Consider the following 15005-nt stretch of genomic DNA (forward strand, 5'->3'; position numbering starts at 1 on the left):
GCCCATTTTATAGTATAAATATTATTTGCACAAGAGACCCGGCCCATCATGTGGTACGGGCGGCGAGGAGACGGACCTTATCATGCTGGGCGTTTGCTACTACCCCGAACATTGGCCCGAGGAATGGTGGGCCGATGATGCGCGGCGGATGAAGGACTTGGGCCTGACCTATGTTCGCGTCGGCGAATTCGCCTGGTCGCGGTACGAGCCGGAACCAGGCGTTTATGATTTCGGCTGGTATGACCGCGCCCTCGATACGCTGGGCAAGGCCGGGCTTAAGATCGTGGCCTGCACCCCGACAGCGACGCCGCCGAAATGGCTGATCGACCGGTATCCCGACATTCTGCCCGTCGACCCGATCACGGGGCAGGTACGCGGATTCGGGTCGCGCCGGCATTATGATTTCTCGTCCGAGACATACTTGCGCGAAAGCATTCGCATCACGACGGCTTTGGCCGAACGCTATGGCAAGCATGATGCCATCGTGGGCTGGCAGACGGATAATGAGATCGCCTGTCACGACACGGCCCTTTCCGCCTCCCCCAATGCGCGCCGCGCGTTTCAGGATTGGTGCCGCGCCAAGTATGTCGACATAGCGACCTTGAACAAGGCCTGGGGCAATATTTTCTGGTCCATGGAATATCGCTCATTTGAAGAGATTGAGGTGCCGTTCCTGGCCGTAACGGAGACCAGCCCCGCCCACCGTATGGCCTTCCGGCGTTTCACGTCGGACCGGGTGGCGCTGTATCACAAGGCGCAGGTCGATATCCTGCGCGCCCATTCGCCGGGCCGCTTCATTACCCACAACTTCATTCCGCCGACCGACACGGGCATCGATAACTACACGATGTGCCGGGACCTGGATTTTGCCAGTTTCGATAATTATCCGCTGGGCCGCACCGATGTCTGGATGGCCAAGCGCCCGGCGTCGGAATTCCGCCCCTATATGCGCACGGGTCATCCCGATTACTGCACCTTCCTGTTCGATCAGACCCGCAGCCTGGCCGGCGGCAAGTTCTGGATCATGGAACAGCAGCCGGGGCCGGTGAATTGGGCCGGGCACAATCCGCGTCCCCTGCCCGGCATGATCCGGCTGTGGACGCTGGAAGCGTTCGCGCATGGGGCCGAGGTGGTCAGCTATTTCCGCTGGCGGCAGGCGCCGTTCGCGCAGGAACAGATGCATGCGGGCTTGCTGCGTCCCGACCGCACGCCATCGGAAGCCTGGCCGGAGGTGGAGCAGGCTCTGCGGGAGTTGAAGACGCTGGACCTGGCCCCGGTGCCGGGGGCGAAGGCCCGCATCGCCATCCTCTATGATCACGAGGCGCAGTGGCTGGGCGAGACCGAGCGGCAGGCCGACAGCTACAGCCATCCCGACATCATGGTGAACTGGTACATGGCGGCGCGCCGCCTGGGCCTGGATGTCGACTTCATCCCTGCCGATGGTGATCCCAACGGCTACGACATCGTGCTGGTGCCGGGTCTGGCCATGCCAGATGCGGCAACTGTAAAGCGGCTTGGCGACAGCGGGGCCTTGCTGCTGTTTGCCGCCCGGTCGGGGGCCAAGGCCAGGGATGTGAACCTGCCCGAAGGTCTGCCGCCCGGTGAGTTGCGCCAATTGCTGCCGATCCGTGTTACGTCCGTCGGTACCGCCCGGCCCGATTGCCCGGAAGGCATGGTCTGGCGTAACCACACCTATCAGGCCTTTACCTGGTTTGAGGCCCTGGAACTGGTGGGTGAGGTCGATGTGCAGGCCAGCTTGGCAGATGGCTCGCCAGCCCTGGTGCGCAAGAATAACGCGCTCTACATGGCGACCCTGCCGGAACAGGATTTCATCGCCGATCTGCTGGAAACGCTGTGCGCGGAACGCGGGGTGCCCACCGTTCGCCTGCCCGATGATCTGCGCCTCCGTCGCCGCGGCGATCTGACCTTTGCCTTCAATTATGCGGCGGTCGCGCGGGAAGCCCCGGCACCGGCCAATGCCCATTTTGTGCTGGGCAGCCGCACTGTGGCGCCGCGTGACCTTGCCGTCTGGCGGGTGCCGTCTTGAGGCGGGTCGGAGGGGCGGTCGCCCTCATCCTGGCACTGGCCGTCGCCGGTGGTGCCGGGTGGTATCTGTCGCCCCGGCCCGCGGCACCACTGGCCCCGCCCTTTGCCGCGTCGGCCCTGTCGGACGCACCCGCATTGGCCGCCCGAGGTCCCCACAAAGTGGGGGTCATGAATGTATCGCTGACCAATCCAGATCAGCCAAACCTGCTTGGCATCAACCCCGTTACACGGAACATTCCGCGCGCTGACCGGAAACTGGACCTGCTGGTCTGGTATCCGGCCAGCCTGTCAACGGGTCAGGAGGAGAAAACCCACTACAGCTTCACCACCCCTGTGGTGCGGGATATCCCCGCGGAAAGCCTGCCACCCACCCTGACTGTTGAGGGGCGCGCGGCCCGTGATGCCACACCGGAACGCCAGGGCGGACCCTGGCCGCTGGTGGTGTTCAGCCATGGATTCCGGAATTTCGCCGCCGGCTATACGGCGATGGCAGAGAACCTCGCCTCCAAGGGCTATGTCGTGGTGTCGATCGAACATCGCGACGCCGAGACGGGGCCGCTGATGCCCATTGAGTTGTCCTTTGGCAACACGGTCGCCACACGCGCCGCTGATCAGCGGTTTGTCATCAAGGAACTGTCGCGCCGCGCCGGCGCGGCGGGTGACCCGCTGTCGGGTCTGCTGGACCCCACCCGCATCGGCCTCATGGGCTATTCGATGGGCGGGTTTGGCGCCTTGATCACCATGGGAGCCGGTTTTGATCCGAAAGGGCCGCTTTATCCACTGGTGCCGGGCGGGTTGCTGGACAAGGATGTGGCCGGGAGTGACAGTTTGCGGGCCGCCGTGCCGGCGGGTGTGAAAGCACTGGTCGCCTTCGCCCCCTGGGGTGGCGGTAGCCGCCTGCGCGCCTGGTCGCCCGAGGGACTGGCGGCGGTCACCGTGCCCTCGCTGTTCATTGTCGGCGATCAGGATGATGTGTCTGGTTTTGACGATGGCGTGAAATGGGTGCATGACCAGATGGTTGGCAGTGACCGTCACCTGCTGGTCTATCAGGGCGCGCGCCATAATGTGGCGGGTGACCCGACCCCGCCACAACTGGCCCATTATTACCAGTTCGTCGAACGGTATGAAGAGCCGGTATGGCGCCGCGACCGTATCCTGGCCATCAATGCCCATTTCGTTACCGCCTTCCTGGACACGCATCTGAAGGGATCGGCCAACGCCGCCGCCTATCTGCGGGTGCCGACCGTGAAGGCCGGTGACGGAATATGGGAAGAAAAGAAACCGGCAGGCGCATCCGTCGCCCTCCCCGGCGACCCGGCGACGGCGGGTTACTGGCCCGGTTTTCAGCGCCGTTGGGCGTTGGGCCTTGAACTGCACCACACCACAGCGTCGGCAGCACGTTGACCGGGGCGCGCACTTTGACACGACCGCTGCCCCCCCCTCTCCTGCGCATACCGAGGTGTTTGGCACAAGCCCCCCCGGTTGGTTACGCCGCAGGAATGGTTGGCCGGTCGGGTGATGGTATGGGGGTCCTGGGCCCCGGTTTTTGCCGGGAACGCGGGACGATGGAAGAGCTGGCGACAGCTTGCAGGCCCTGACATGTAATCGGTTCGGGCGGAATTACGGATAATAACGGAAAGGTACGGGAGGACATGGAACTACCAATGCTACAGGTGGGCATCGCAGCGGCCCTCACAGCGCTTGTCGCTGGGGGAACCGTTTGGAAATGCCGCCGCGCCAGCACCCACAGTACCGATGCCCATCAGGAATATTTCCTGGCAGGACGCGGGTTGAGCTGGTTCTTTGTCGCCGGTTCCATCACCATCACCAACCTGTCCACCGAACAATTGGTGGGCATGAATGGCAATCAGATGGCCTTGCTGGCCTGGTGGGAACTGGCCGCCGTTGTTGGTCTGGCTATCCTGGCTCTTGTGTTCCTACCGATTTATTATCGGTATAACTGCACGACCACGACCGAACTTCTGGAGAAGAAGTATGGTGCAAAGTCGATCCGCAGCCTGATCGGCGGCCTGTTTACGGTCGCCAATGTTCTTATTGCGATGCCTATCATGCTCTACAGCAGTGCGCTGTTCCTGAAGAGTATGTTCGGGCTGCAGGTGCCGCTGCTGCTGATTGCCATTATCCTGGCCCTGGCGGGTTCCTTGTTCGCCATTCTCGGCGGGCTTCGCGCCGTGGCGGTGGCGGACACCTATTCAGGCGTATTGTTGCTGACCATGGGCACGGCCATCGTTTTCCTGTCGATGGCCGCCATCAACTGGGATTTCAGTGGCATTCCGCCCGAACGCCTGACCATGATCGGCGATAATGACAGCCCCATACCGTGGCACACGCTGTTGACGGGCATGATCTTCATCCAGATCTTCTACTGGTCGACCAACCAGACCATTACCCAGCGCGCCATGGCAGCCCCGACCCTGCGCGAGGCCCAAAAGGGCGTGCTGGCGGCCGCCACTGTCCGACTGCTGATCATCCCGCCCATGGTGGTGGTGCCCGGCATCGTGTCGTACAAGCTTTATGGCGACCTCAATGACGCCGCCTATGGCACCATTGCCGGTGCCGTGCTGCCGGAGTTCCTGACCGGTATCTTTGCGGCCGCCCTGGTCACGGCGGTGTTGGCGCATTTCGCCAGTGTACTGAACAGCACTGCCACGCTGTATGTGTGCGACATCCACGAGAAATACATCAACCCCAACCCGAATGTGCCATTGCTGGGTGGTATTTCCAGCGCCATTTTTGTGCTGATCGCCATCCTTCTCGTGCCGGTCTATTCCGATGCCGAGAGCATTATCAACCTGGTACAGCAGTTGAACGGCTTGACGTCCATGCCGATCCTGTCGGCCTTTATCGTCGGCCTCCTGTTCCGGAATGTCGATGCGCGGGCCGCCATTCTGGGCGTGCTGTTCGGGGTGGGGCTCTATGCCATCTTCACCTTCGTCTGGACGCCGCTGCATTACATCCACCTGATGTTCATCACCCTGTGGCTGACGGTCGGTTTCGCGCTGACGGTCAACCGTGTGGTCTTCGGCCGCAAGGCGAAGTTCATCCTGTCGCGTTGAGGCGGTGCGGTATCGGTGTAAAGGGGGGGCCGAAAGGCCCCCCCTTTGTCGTTCTGGCGCGATGGCTGGAATACCGGGTAAGGCGAGGGCGTCGGCGCCCAACCTGCCCTCACCCCACCCTCACACCCTCACCACCGGCAAGGCTCGACCTGGCACCTCTACCCGGAAGCTGAACAAACCGCCGGCCAGGGGTTGGGCCAGCAGTTCTGCCGCACTTAACCCGGCGCGCGCGGTAGTGACATAGGCGGTGCGCAGGTCAGGGCCGCCGAATGCCAGTTTGGTAACATTGGCACAGGGCAGGCGCACTTCCGTCACCAAGGAGCCGTCCGGAGCGAAGCGGCGGGCGCAGCCGCCGGCCCAGAAGCCAACCCAAAGATGGTCCTGGGCGTCCACCACCACCCCGTCGGGCAAGCCTTCATCTCCGCTGAATGTGCGGAACGGGACGCCGCCAAACAGAGAGACCGCCCCGCCCCTGAGGTCGTATCGCCAGATGGTCCTGCCCAGACTGTCGACATGATAAAGGACAGTGCCATCACCGCTGATGGCGGGACCGTTTGTGACGATGGCAGCCCCGCCGGCTTCATGGATGGATGTCCCATCGAACACCCGTACCCGACCGGTGGCCGTCTGTTCCAGATCATCCATGGTGCCGAACCACAGCCGCCCGTCGGCATCGACAGTGGCGTCGTTGGTGCGATCCGTGGTGACCATGCCGGGAATGTGGGCAAGCTCGGTGACCTGCCCGCGCCGCCAGTGCAGCAGGCGATCACGATTGCCAATGACCAACCCACCCTGATCCGACGGCAGGGCGAAGCTGGGATTGCCGCCAATCTCAAAACTCTCCCGTGCGCCGGTCTCCGGTGTCAGGGCATGGAGCCGTCCACCCTTGATATCCACGAACCAAAGCCGCCGTTCGCGCGCGTCCCAGACGGGACCTTCGCCAAGCGTGGCCGCAATGGGCCAGATACAATCAATCATGCAAAGCCTCCCAGGATGAGGACAAAAAAAGAGGGAGGCGGAATATCCGCCTCCCAGAGAGGGCTTGAGGAATGAGGGAGAAAAATCCTCAGAACTCGCTACGCACACCAATCGCGTAACGAGCGCCCGAATCGATATAGTTGAGGATCTGATTATCGAAGCGACCGGTGGTGATGTTCTCGTTGCCCAGGATGTTGGTGCCTTCGGCGAACACCTGGACATTTTCCAGAACATCATAAGACACGCGGGCATCGACCTGGTCATAGGTCCGACGATAAACCGGATCGGAACCCGCATTGGGATTGACCAGCGATTCCAGGAACCGTTCGCGGCGGTTATAGGCCACGCGCGCTGACAGACCATCCATTTCGTAGAACACGGTCAGGTTCTGGCTGTCGCCCAACCCTTCCAGGGCAAACGAGGTATTGGTGGAGGCCAGATCGAAGGTCGCATTGCTGTCCACGAAGGTGGCATTGGCCTGGAGACCAAAACCAGCCAGCAGACCCGGCAGATAGTCCATGGTGTGGTTCACGTTCAACTCGAACCCATGGACATTGGCGCTCTCGGCGTTACGCGGACGACGCACATTGAACGTCGCCTCGTTCGGACCGGTGATACCGCCGGAACCGGAACGCAGACCACCGGCATTGGCGATACGGAACGCTTCGGCCGACCGGGTCTGAACCACGAAATTGTTGACACGCTTGTAGAAAGCCGCTGCCGACAGGCTGGTGGTCCGGGTCGGATACCATTCAAACGACAGGTCGAAATTGTCCGAGGTATAAGGCTTCAGAGCGGGGTTGCCGCCGCTGGCGTCCAAACCCGCCGGACGGATCGTGTCGAAATTGGTGCGCGGTGCAAGATCGCTGATCTGCGGACGGGTCAGCGTACGCGAGGCACTGAACCGGGCGATGACATCTTCCGAAACATCGACGCGAACATTCAGGCTGGGCAGCAGATAATCGTAGCTGGCGTTCTGCTTGGTTTCTACCGGCACGCCATTATTGGCGAAAACAGCGGTGTAGATGGTGGGATCACCCGCCACCGGCAGCAGGTCGGTCAGGGCAAGCTGACGGCCAAAGGCCTTGACCTCTGTATGGACATAACGGACGCCGACATTGACGAACCAGGGCATTTCGCCCAGGTCACCCCGGAAGTCCGCATCGAAATAGCCCGCATACACATTCTCTTCGATGGAGAAGGAGTTGGGCTGTTCGGTGGCCGCGAAACCATTGGTGCCACGCAGACGTGCCGCCGTGGTGCCGGCGGGCAGGTTCTGCGCACGATCAAGGGCGGCAGCCGAATTGGCGCTTTCCAGGAAGCGGAAATAGGCTTCGGCGTCATAGGTCATGAAATTGACCGGCACCGTTCCCTTGTTGCCCAGGAAACTGCCCAGGCTGAACGGCTTCAGCAGGGAGGGATCGACCAGGGTCGGATAACCGCAATAGAGGCAGAGCGTGTTCGGATCGGTCCGAACCTGCGTGCTGTTCTTTTCGCGGTTGGTGTTGACCAGACCGAAACGCACGGCGTCCAGCGCACCGCCATCAGACTTCCATTCCGTGTCCAGCTTATATTCGAAGACTTCTTCTTCTTCGTCATTGCCTTCGCGGATGGCGATATGGGTGCGACCCAGCGCCGGATTGACCAGCGAGGACGTGTAGTTGACGATTGACGGGAAACCACCGCCTTCGGCCTGACGGAAGCCGTAGGAGGACGGAATACCGATCACCGTGAAGACGTTCTTGCCGCCGGCATCGTTCTTGGCGTTGGACCAGGAGGCATCGGCCTTGATGGTCAAGGCGTCATTGGCGTTCCATTCGGCATTCAGGCCAGCAGCCTGTGTCGTCACGAAACGGTTCGTGGAACTGACGATCAGGTCGCCATTGCCATTGGTCGTCAGCGAAGTGACGGTGCGGTTGGAGTCAATCTGTGCAGCGGTGTAGCTGGACGGCTCGAACCAGCTACCCAACGACGTGGTGTGGCTGTTGACGTCGAACTTGTTGTACAGGCCGTCGAAGGTGAACAGCAGGTCATCATTGGCCTGCAACTGCGTCGTCAGATTGACGCCGATACGTTCACGATCCTGCGCTTCCTGGCCCACATCCTGGTTACGCGGGGCATAGACATTGGTGAACAGCGGGCGGTCAACAGGGCCGACGGTGGAACCGGGGATATAGCCGCGGTTGGCCGTGAACGGGGTCAGGGTGTCGCGCTTCTGATAGGACACGGCCAGCAGGGCGCCGATCTTGTCCTCATTGAAGGTGCCCGACAGCAACGCGAAGCCCTGGGGAGAGACCTTCTCGTTATTGTCCTCATACATGCCCTTCACGGACGCAATGGCCTTGAAGCCCTTGATGTCGAACGGACGGGCCGTCTTGACATTGATGGTGGCACCGATGCCGCCATCCTGAACCTTGGCCTGGCTGGACTTGTAGATGTCCGCGCCGTTGATCAGTTCTGCGGCCAGCAGATCGAAGGAGAATTCACGGCCCTGGTTGTCCGACGCAAAGGAACGGCCATTGACCAGAACGGTGTTGAATTCCGGGCCGAAGCCGCGGACGGTCACAAACTGACCTTCACCGCCGTTACGATCAATCGACACGCCGGGGATGCGCTGCAGGCTTTCCGCGACATTGCTGTCCGGGAACTTGCCCAGATCTTCGCTGGCGATGCTGTCCAGAATGACGCTGGAATTGCGCTTGATTTCGGCAGAGGCCAGCAGCGATTGGCGGATGCCCGTCACCACAATTTCTTCCAGCGCGTCGGCACCGGCCGCCGGGGCCTGCTGCGCCGTGGCTGGCATGGCCGACAGGGCGGCACACAAAACCGCTAGGCTGACGCCGGTCTTGCCCGTGAACACACGCCGGGCCTTGTTGTCGTGAAACATTTTTTTTAGTCCTCCCGCTTTCTTTTCATGCTTCCCTGAAACCCCGGTCGGGAAAGGGATGCGACCAGGGTTTCTGATTTTTGAAACCCACCACCGGCGGCACAGAATCTTATGGTCGATTCATGTTGCCGCAGGGTCGACCTCATTAATATATGAATTATCAGACAAATATAAGGTTTGTTTCCGAACGATCGGCCTTTTCGGTCGGGAAGCCAGCCAGTGTGATATTCCCGCATCAGATTTTCCCGAAATTTTGGAATGTGCGCCAACCATCGAACGCCAATTATGCATTCTATATCAATATCATAGCGAATGTTTTCTGAAGAGTTGTCATACAAGTGCTTGAAAATATTTTATCATATAAATATGGAAAACACTCGACAAGCCGGCTACCTCTCCCTTAACGTGGTTCGTTGGCCGTCCCTGGGAACAAGCTGCAAAAGCAGCAACCGGGACCGGTGCGGGCCCTGAGGGAACCCCGTGACCACGGCCGCCGAAAATGCCTAAGGGAGGATATTTTGGACAAGCCGGTCAAAACCGTCGTCATCGCCGGGGGCGGCAGTGCAGGTTGGATCACCGCTGGACGTATTGCAGCGCGTAACGCGCAAGGGCCGGATGCGGTCCGCGTCATTCTGATCGAATCATCGGCTATCGGCACCATTGGCGTGGGGGAAGGTACCTGGCCGACCATGCGCAACACCCTGCGCAAGATCGGGATCAAGGAAACCGACTTCATCCGCCACTGTGACGCCGCCTTCAAGCAGGGGGCGAAGTTTGTACGCTGGACCGACGGCACCGATGCCGATGGCTATTATCACCCCCTGAACCCACCACAGGCCGCGACTCACATCAATTTGTCGGGCCATTGGCAGCGTCGGTCACGCACCGGTGGGCCCGATTTCGCCACCGCCGTGGATTTCCAGGCCAGCCTGTGCGAGGCAGGGCTGGCGCCCAAATCCATTACCAGCCCCGAATATGCGGGCATCGCCAATTACGCCTATCATCTGGATGCCGGAAAGTTTGCTGACCTGCTGCGCGACCATGCTGTGGGCCGGCTGGGCGTCATTCATATGGTGGATGACATTACCCAGGTGCATCAGGATGAAGATGGCGACATTACTGGGCTGACGCTGCGCGCCGCAGGTCTGGTCCAGGGCGATTTTTTCATTGATTGCACTGGCTTTGCCTCCCTGCTGCTGGGCCGCACCTATGGTGTGGGGTTCAAGGATTGCACCGACATATTGTTTTGTGACCGCGCCCTGGCCTTGCAGGTGCCCTATGAGCGTGACGACGCGCCCGTGGCCACGCACACCATCTCCACGGCCCAGGACGCGGGCTGGATCTGGGACATCGGCCTGCCCACGCGGCGCGGTGTCGGCCATGTCTATTCCAGCCGGCACACCACCGATGATCAGGCCGAAGCGGCGCTGCGCCGCTATGCCGGACCGATGGCCAGTGGTTTGACCGCCCGCATGATCAAAATCCGCGCCGGACACCGGGAAACCTTCTGGACCCATAATTGCGTGGCCGTGGGCCTGTCGGCGGGGTTCCTGGAGCCGCTGGAGGCTTCGGCCCTGATGCTGATCGAAACGGCGGTGGATTTTATTGCCGACCGCCTGCCGGCCAACCGGTCGGTGATGGATGTGCTGTCGCGGCAGTTCAACCGTGCCTTTTTGCACCATTGGGAGCGGATTATTGAGTTCCTGAAGCTGCATTACATCCTGACCAAACGCACCGATACCGCCTTCTGGCGGGACAATTGCGATCCAGCCAGCATTCCTGAGGGTCTGCGCGAACGCCTTGAACTCTGGCGGCATCATCCGCCCGGCCCCGGCGATTTCCCGCACCAGCCGGAGGTGTTTTCCTGGCCCTCTTATCAGTACATCCTGCACGGGATGGGGTTTGAAACCGCCTATGATGGCTTGCCGCCGCTGGCCGCAGAGGCGGCAGGAGCACAACGTGCCTTTGCCATGGCCGAGCGCGCCCGCGAACAGGCCTTGCGCGACCTGCCCCGCCATCGCCAGTTGCTCGACGCCATCCGCGAGCACGGTTTGCAGGCGGTTTGACAAACCCGCCTTCCCTCCCGTCTGCGAAGGACCATACCCATGCCCGTGTTCACGTTGAACGCCATCCGCCATGCCAAGGTCCGGCTGCGGCCACAGGCCGACATGGCCCATGCCGAACGGCAGAACCATGCCCGCCTGGGCTTGTCGGAAGTGGACTTGGCCGCCACCGATTATCCGCTGTTCCTGATGAAACATGCCCAGTCGGGCCGGTTCACGCTCTGCGCCCTGTTCGCGCTGGAGGGGGAGCGGAGCTGGTATATGCTGGGCGGCGGCTGGCAGGCGACCTACCTGCCAGAGGCTTTGCTGCGCTATCCCTTCTTCCTCGCCCCGGCAGAGGATAGGGACGCTGTGCTGGGTCTGGCGGTGGAGGAGAGCTCCCCCCGCCTGCATGACCGTGAGGGTGCCGCCCTGTTCGGGCCCGATGGCACCCCCAGCACCGCCGCGACCCGCGTTGCGGACCAGTTAGCGCGCCACCGCCTCGATCTCGATGCCGCCGCCGGATTTGCGGCAGCCCTGGCAGCAGAAGGCATCGTGCGTCCGCTGTCCCTTCGCCTGCGCTTTGCCGATGGGCGGGAAAATCAGGTCGAGGGGCTTTATGGCATTGGGGCCGAGGCGCTGGCCGGCCTGTCGGATACCGCCATCCTGCGCCTGCACCACGCCGGCCACTTGCGCGCGGCCCATGTCATGATGGCGTCGGCCAATCAACTTTACCGCTTGCAACAGCTACACAATGCCGGCGCCACCACGGCACTGACAGAGCTGGCGTTCACTGTGCGCGATTAAGCGCCACCGATCCTCCCTCCCCCCCAACCGGGAAGCCCCCCCATGCATCGCTCCCTGCTGGCGGCTTGTGCCGTCATCGCCCTGCTCTCCGCCCCGGCCCTGGCCGCTGCCCCGGTCCCGATGCGGGCGGAATGGGAAAGGCCAGAGGTGCTGGCCATTGGGCGGGAACCGGCCCGCGCCACCTTTGACGGGTTTGACAGCATCCCCGCGGCGCTGGCCCGCGATCCCGCCGGCCAACGCTGGCACTTGTCGCTCGATGGGCAATGGTCGTTGCGCCTGTCGCCCAACCCCAACGTGAGACCCGTGGATTTCTACCGGCCCGAGTATGACGTATCCGGCTGGGACCGGATGGTGGTCCCCGGCACCTTGCAGGCCCATGGCTTCGGTAAGCCCCTGTTCAACAATATCCTCTACCCTTTCCCCGCCAATCAGCCCTTCATCCCGCATGAGATGAATGAGGTTGCCTCCTATCGCCGGGACATCGACATTCCGGCGGATTGGCAGGGGCGACGGGTCTTCCTGAAATTCGGGGCGGCGGGTGCTGCCTATTATGTCTGGGTGAACGGACAGCGCGTCGGCTATGCCGAAGATAGCAAACTGCCGTCGGAATTCGACATCAGCGCCCATCTGCGCCCCGGTCAGCGCAATGTGGTGGCGGTGGAACTGTACCGGTTTGCCGATGCCTCCTACTTGGAGGATCAGGATTTCTGGCGCGTGAACGGGATGCACCGGTCCGTCACGCTCTATGCCGCCCCGCCCACGCATCTGCGTGATTTTGAAGTGAAGGCTGGCCTGACGCCCGATGCCAAGACCGGTACCTTCGCCCTGGATGTCGATGTTGCCGGGCCGGACCGGGGCGTGCGGGTGCGCGCCACTGTTCTGGATGGCACGCGTGAGGTGCTGAAACGCGAGGCGGGCGTCAAGAAGGCGGGCGCGCCCGTCACCCTGTCGGGCCGCATCGCCGATATCCGCCCCTGGTCGGCGGAAGCGCCCAACCTTTACACGCTGCTGATCGAGCTGCTGGACAAGGATGGCAAGCTGGTGGAGGCGACCAGCCGGCGCATCGGTTTCCGCACCGTCACCCTTGTCGATGGCGAGGTCAGGGTCAATGGCCGCCGCGTCACCATCCGCGGCGTCAACCGGCATGAACATGACCCGGTGGAATTCCAGACCATCAGCCGTGAGAGCATGCGTCGCGATGTGGAACTGATGAAGCAGGCCAATGTCAACGCACTGCGGCTGTCACACTATCCCAATGACCCGTATCTCTATGATCTGGCAGATGAATATGGCCTGTACCTGATGGACGAGGCCAATCTGGAAAGCCATGAATATATGGAAATGGGCAACAAGACCGGTGACCGCGCCGCCCATCAGCTTGGCTATAAGCCGGAATGGAAGGAAGCGCATGTCGACCGCGTGCGCCGCATGGTGGAGCGGGACAAGAACCACCCCTCCATCATCTTCTGGTCGTTGGGCAATGAGGCCGGGATCGGCCCGAATTTTGAGGCGATGGCGCAATGGGTGCGCCAGCGTGACCCGTCTCGCCTGATCTCCTATCTGGGCTGGGGCACGCTGATGCAGGAGCATCGGCCCAATGACTATGTCGATATCTATGCGCCCATGTATGACGATATTGACAAGATCGTGGACTATGCCACCGACCCGCAATGGAAACAGCCCCTGATCCAGACGGAATACGCCCATGCCATGGGCAATTCCCTGGGCAATCTGGAGGATTATTGGCGGGCCATCCGCGCACACCGCAAGCTGCAGGGCGGGTTCGTCTGGGATTGGGTCGATCAGGCCGTCCTGAAAAACGATGAAAAGGGGCGGCCCTTCTGGGCGTCCGGCTTTGATTTCGGGCCCAATCCGCGCGGCGACAAAAGTATCGTCACTGACGGTCTGATCCAGGCCGACCGCACGCCCAACCCGCACTTCTATGAGCTGGCGAAAGTTTATGCCCCCATCGCCTTTGACGAATTCAATGCGTCGGCGGGTACCGTCCGGCTGTTGAACCGCCATGACATGATCGACCTGTCCGGCTTTGACCTGGATTGGTCGGTCATGGCCGACGGTGAGAGGCTGGCGTCCGGGCGGTTAGACATGCCGGCTGTACCCGCCGGCGGCACGGCCACCCTGACCCTGCCGTCCCTGCCCCGCCCGATGGCGGATGATGGACGCCACCATGTCCTGACCCTGCGCGCGACGGCGAAGGATGGGACCATCAAGGCTGTGCCGGCGGGCCATGTCGTGGCCTGGGAACAGTTTGCCCTGAACGAACCGCTTGCCCTGCCCCCGCTGAAACCAGCGGCCAGAGTGATGGATCGCGGTGGCACCATCACCCTGTCGGCGGGCGGGGCAGAACTGATCCTGGACCGGGCTTCGGGTCTGCTGCGCCGCTATGCCCGCAATGGTCAGGAACTGCTGGCGGGCGGTGCGCCCCACTTCTTCCGCGCGCTGACCGATAATGATATCGGGGCTGACGTGGATAGAACCCATGATGTCTGGCGCGAACTGTCGGAATGGCGGCATGTACGGGCCATCAATGTTGATCCGTCAGGCAGTGTCAGCGTGAGCCATGCCCTGGGGGCCGGCGGTGGCTGGTTTGAAACCACCTATGTCATGGACGCCACAGGCACGGTGGAGGTCACAGGCCGCTTCACACCTGTCAAGGATGACCTGCCCGATCCGCTGCGCGTCGGTCTGGCCTTCAGCATGCCGACCAAACTGACGGATCTGTCCTGGTACGGGCGGGGGCCGCATGAAAATTATGTGGACCGCAAGACAGGGGCCGGCTTCGGTCTGTGGCAGGGGCGGCTGGATCAGCAGCATCATGATTATGCCCGCCCGCAGGAGACAGGCAATAAAACCGATGTCCGTTTCCTCACCCTGTCAGGCAAGGGCATGCCCAGTCTGCGCATTACTGGCGCCACGCCGCTGTCGGTGAACGCACTTGCCTTCCCCTATGCCGATTTGCACGTCCGCCCGTTGGGCACCTGGCATAGCAGCGATATTCAGCCGGGCCCGGTGGGCAGCCTGCTGATCGACGCCGCCCAGGTGGGGGTTGGCGGCGATACGGGGTGGAGCATCGATGCCCGCGCCCTGCCCCGCTACCGCATTCCGGTGGGGCCGGTGACATTGCGGTTCCGGGTGGGATAGGACGGG

General features: G+C 61.9%; 8 protein-coding genes. 6 read left to right on the top strand and 2 right to left on the bottom strand.

Features of this window, described 5'->3' with window-relative positions:
• The first annotated feature begins 82 nt into the window (after positions 1-82).
• The 3 genes from CHU95_RS11015 (at position 83) to CHU95_RS11025 (ending at position 5123) form a co-directional block, all read left to right on the top strand.
• Entirely contained in the window at positions 83-2047 is a 1965-nt protein-coding gene (locus CHU95_RS11015; RefSeq protein ID WP_094456392.1) for a beta-galactosidase, read from the top strand.
• Positions 2044-3450: an alpha/beta hydrolase family protein gene (locus CHU95_RS11020; RefSeq protein ID WP_207762449.1), complete on the top strand. Its 1407-nt coding sequence runs from the start codon at positions 2044-2046 to the stop codon at positions 3448-3450. Before CHU95_RS11015 ends, CHU95_RS11020 begins: the two co-directional genes overlap by 4 nt.
• Before the next feature lie 248 nt (positions 3451-3698).
• Positions 3699-5123: an SLC5 family protein gene (locus CHU95_RS11025; RefSeq protein ID WP_094456393.1), complete on the top strand. Its 1425-nt coding sequence runs from the start codon at positions 3699-3701 to the stop codon at positions 5121-5123.
• A 120-nt stretch (positions 5124-5243) separates the two neighbouring features.
• Here the strand turns inward: CHU95_RS11025 and CHU95_RS11030 are convergent, their stop codons facing one another.
• Both CHU95_RS11030 and CHU95_RS11035 read right to left on the bottom strand, forming a co-directional pair.
• On the bottom strand, positions 5244-6101 hold the full coding sequence (locus tag CHU95_RS11030; RefSeq protein WP_094456394.1) for an SMP-30/gluconolactonase/LRE family protein: 858 nt from the start codon (positions 6099-6101) through the stop codon (positions 5244-5246).
• An 88-nt stretch (positions 6102-6189) separates the two neighbouring features.
• Positions 6190-8988, bottom strand: coding sequence for a TonB-dependent receptor (locus CHU95_RS11035; protein ID WP_094456395.1), 2799 nt, complete (start codon positions 8986-8988; stop codon positions 6190-6192).
• Positions 8989-9506: 518 nt separating this feature from the next.
• Here CHU95_RS11035 and CHU95_RS11040 point away from each other — a divergent pair.
• Genes CHU95_RS11040 through CHU95_RS11050 form a run of 3 tightly spaced genes read left to right on the top strand, consistent with a single transcriptional unit; the run spans position 9507 to position 14999 of the window.
• Entirely contained in the window at positions 9507-11054 is a 1548-nt protein-coding gene (locus tag CHU95_RS11040) for a tryptophan halogenase family protein (protein ID WP_094456396.1), read from the top strand.
• Between the two features lie 39 nt (positions 11055-11093).
• Entirely contained in the window at positions 11094-11837 is a 744-nt protein-coding gene (locus tag CHU95_RS11045) for a SapC family protein (protein ID WP_094456397.1), read from the top strand.
• 42 nt (positions 11838-11879) lie between these two features.
• Complete coding sequence (locus CHU95_RS11050; protein WP_094456398.1) at positions 11880-14999, top strand: glycoside hydrolase family 2 TIM barrel-domain containing protein; 3120 nt, start codon at positions 11880-11882, stop codon at positions 14997-14999.
• The last annotated feature ends 6 nt before the right edge of the window (positions 15000-15005 follow it).

Origin of the sequence: Niveispirillum lacus, from assembly GCF_002251795.1 — a bacterium.
Taxonomy (GTDB): Bacteria; Pseudomonadota; Alphaproteobacteria; order Azospirillales; family Azospirillaceae; genus Niveispirillum; species Niveispirillum lacus.

Coding starts and splice junctions, on each gene's coding strand:
- CHU95_RS11050 (WP_094456398.1), top strand. CDS start 11,880: ATGCATCGCTCCCTGCTGGCGGCTTGTGCCGTCATCGCCCTGCTCTCC.
- CHU95_RS11045 (WP_094456397.1), top strand. CDS start 11,094: ATGCCCGTGTTCACGTTGAACGCCATCCGCCATGCCAAGGTCCGGCTG.
- CHU95_RS11015 (WP_094456392.1), top strand. CDS start 83: ATGCTGGGCGTTTGCTACTACCCCGAACATTGGCCCGAGGAATGGTGG.
- CHU95_RS11025 (WP_094456393.1), top strand. CDS start 3,699: ATGGAACTACCAATGCTACAGGTGGGCATCGCAGCGGCCCTCACAGCG.
- CHU95_RS11035 (WP_094456395.1), bottom strand. CDS start 8,988: ATGTTTCACGACAACAAGGCCCGGCGTGTGTTCACGGGCAAGACCGGC.
- CHU95_RS11030 (WP_094456394.1), bottom strand. CDS start 6,101: ATGATTGATTGTATCTGGCCCATTGCGGCCACGCTTGGCGAAGGTCCC.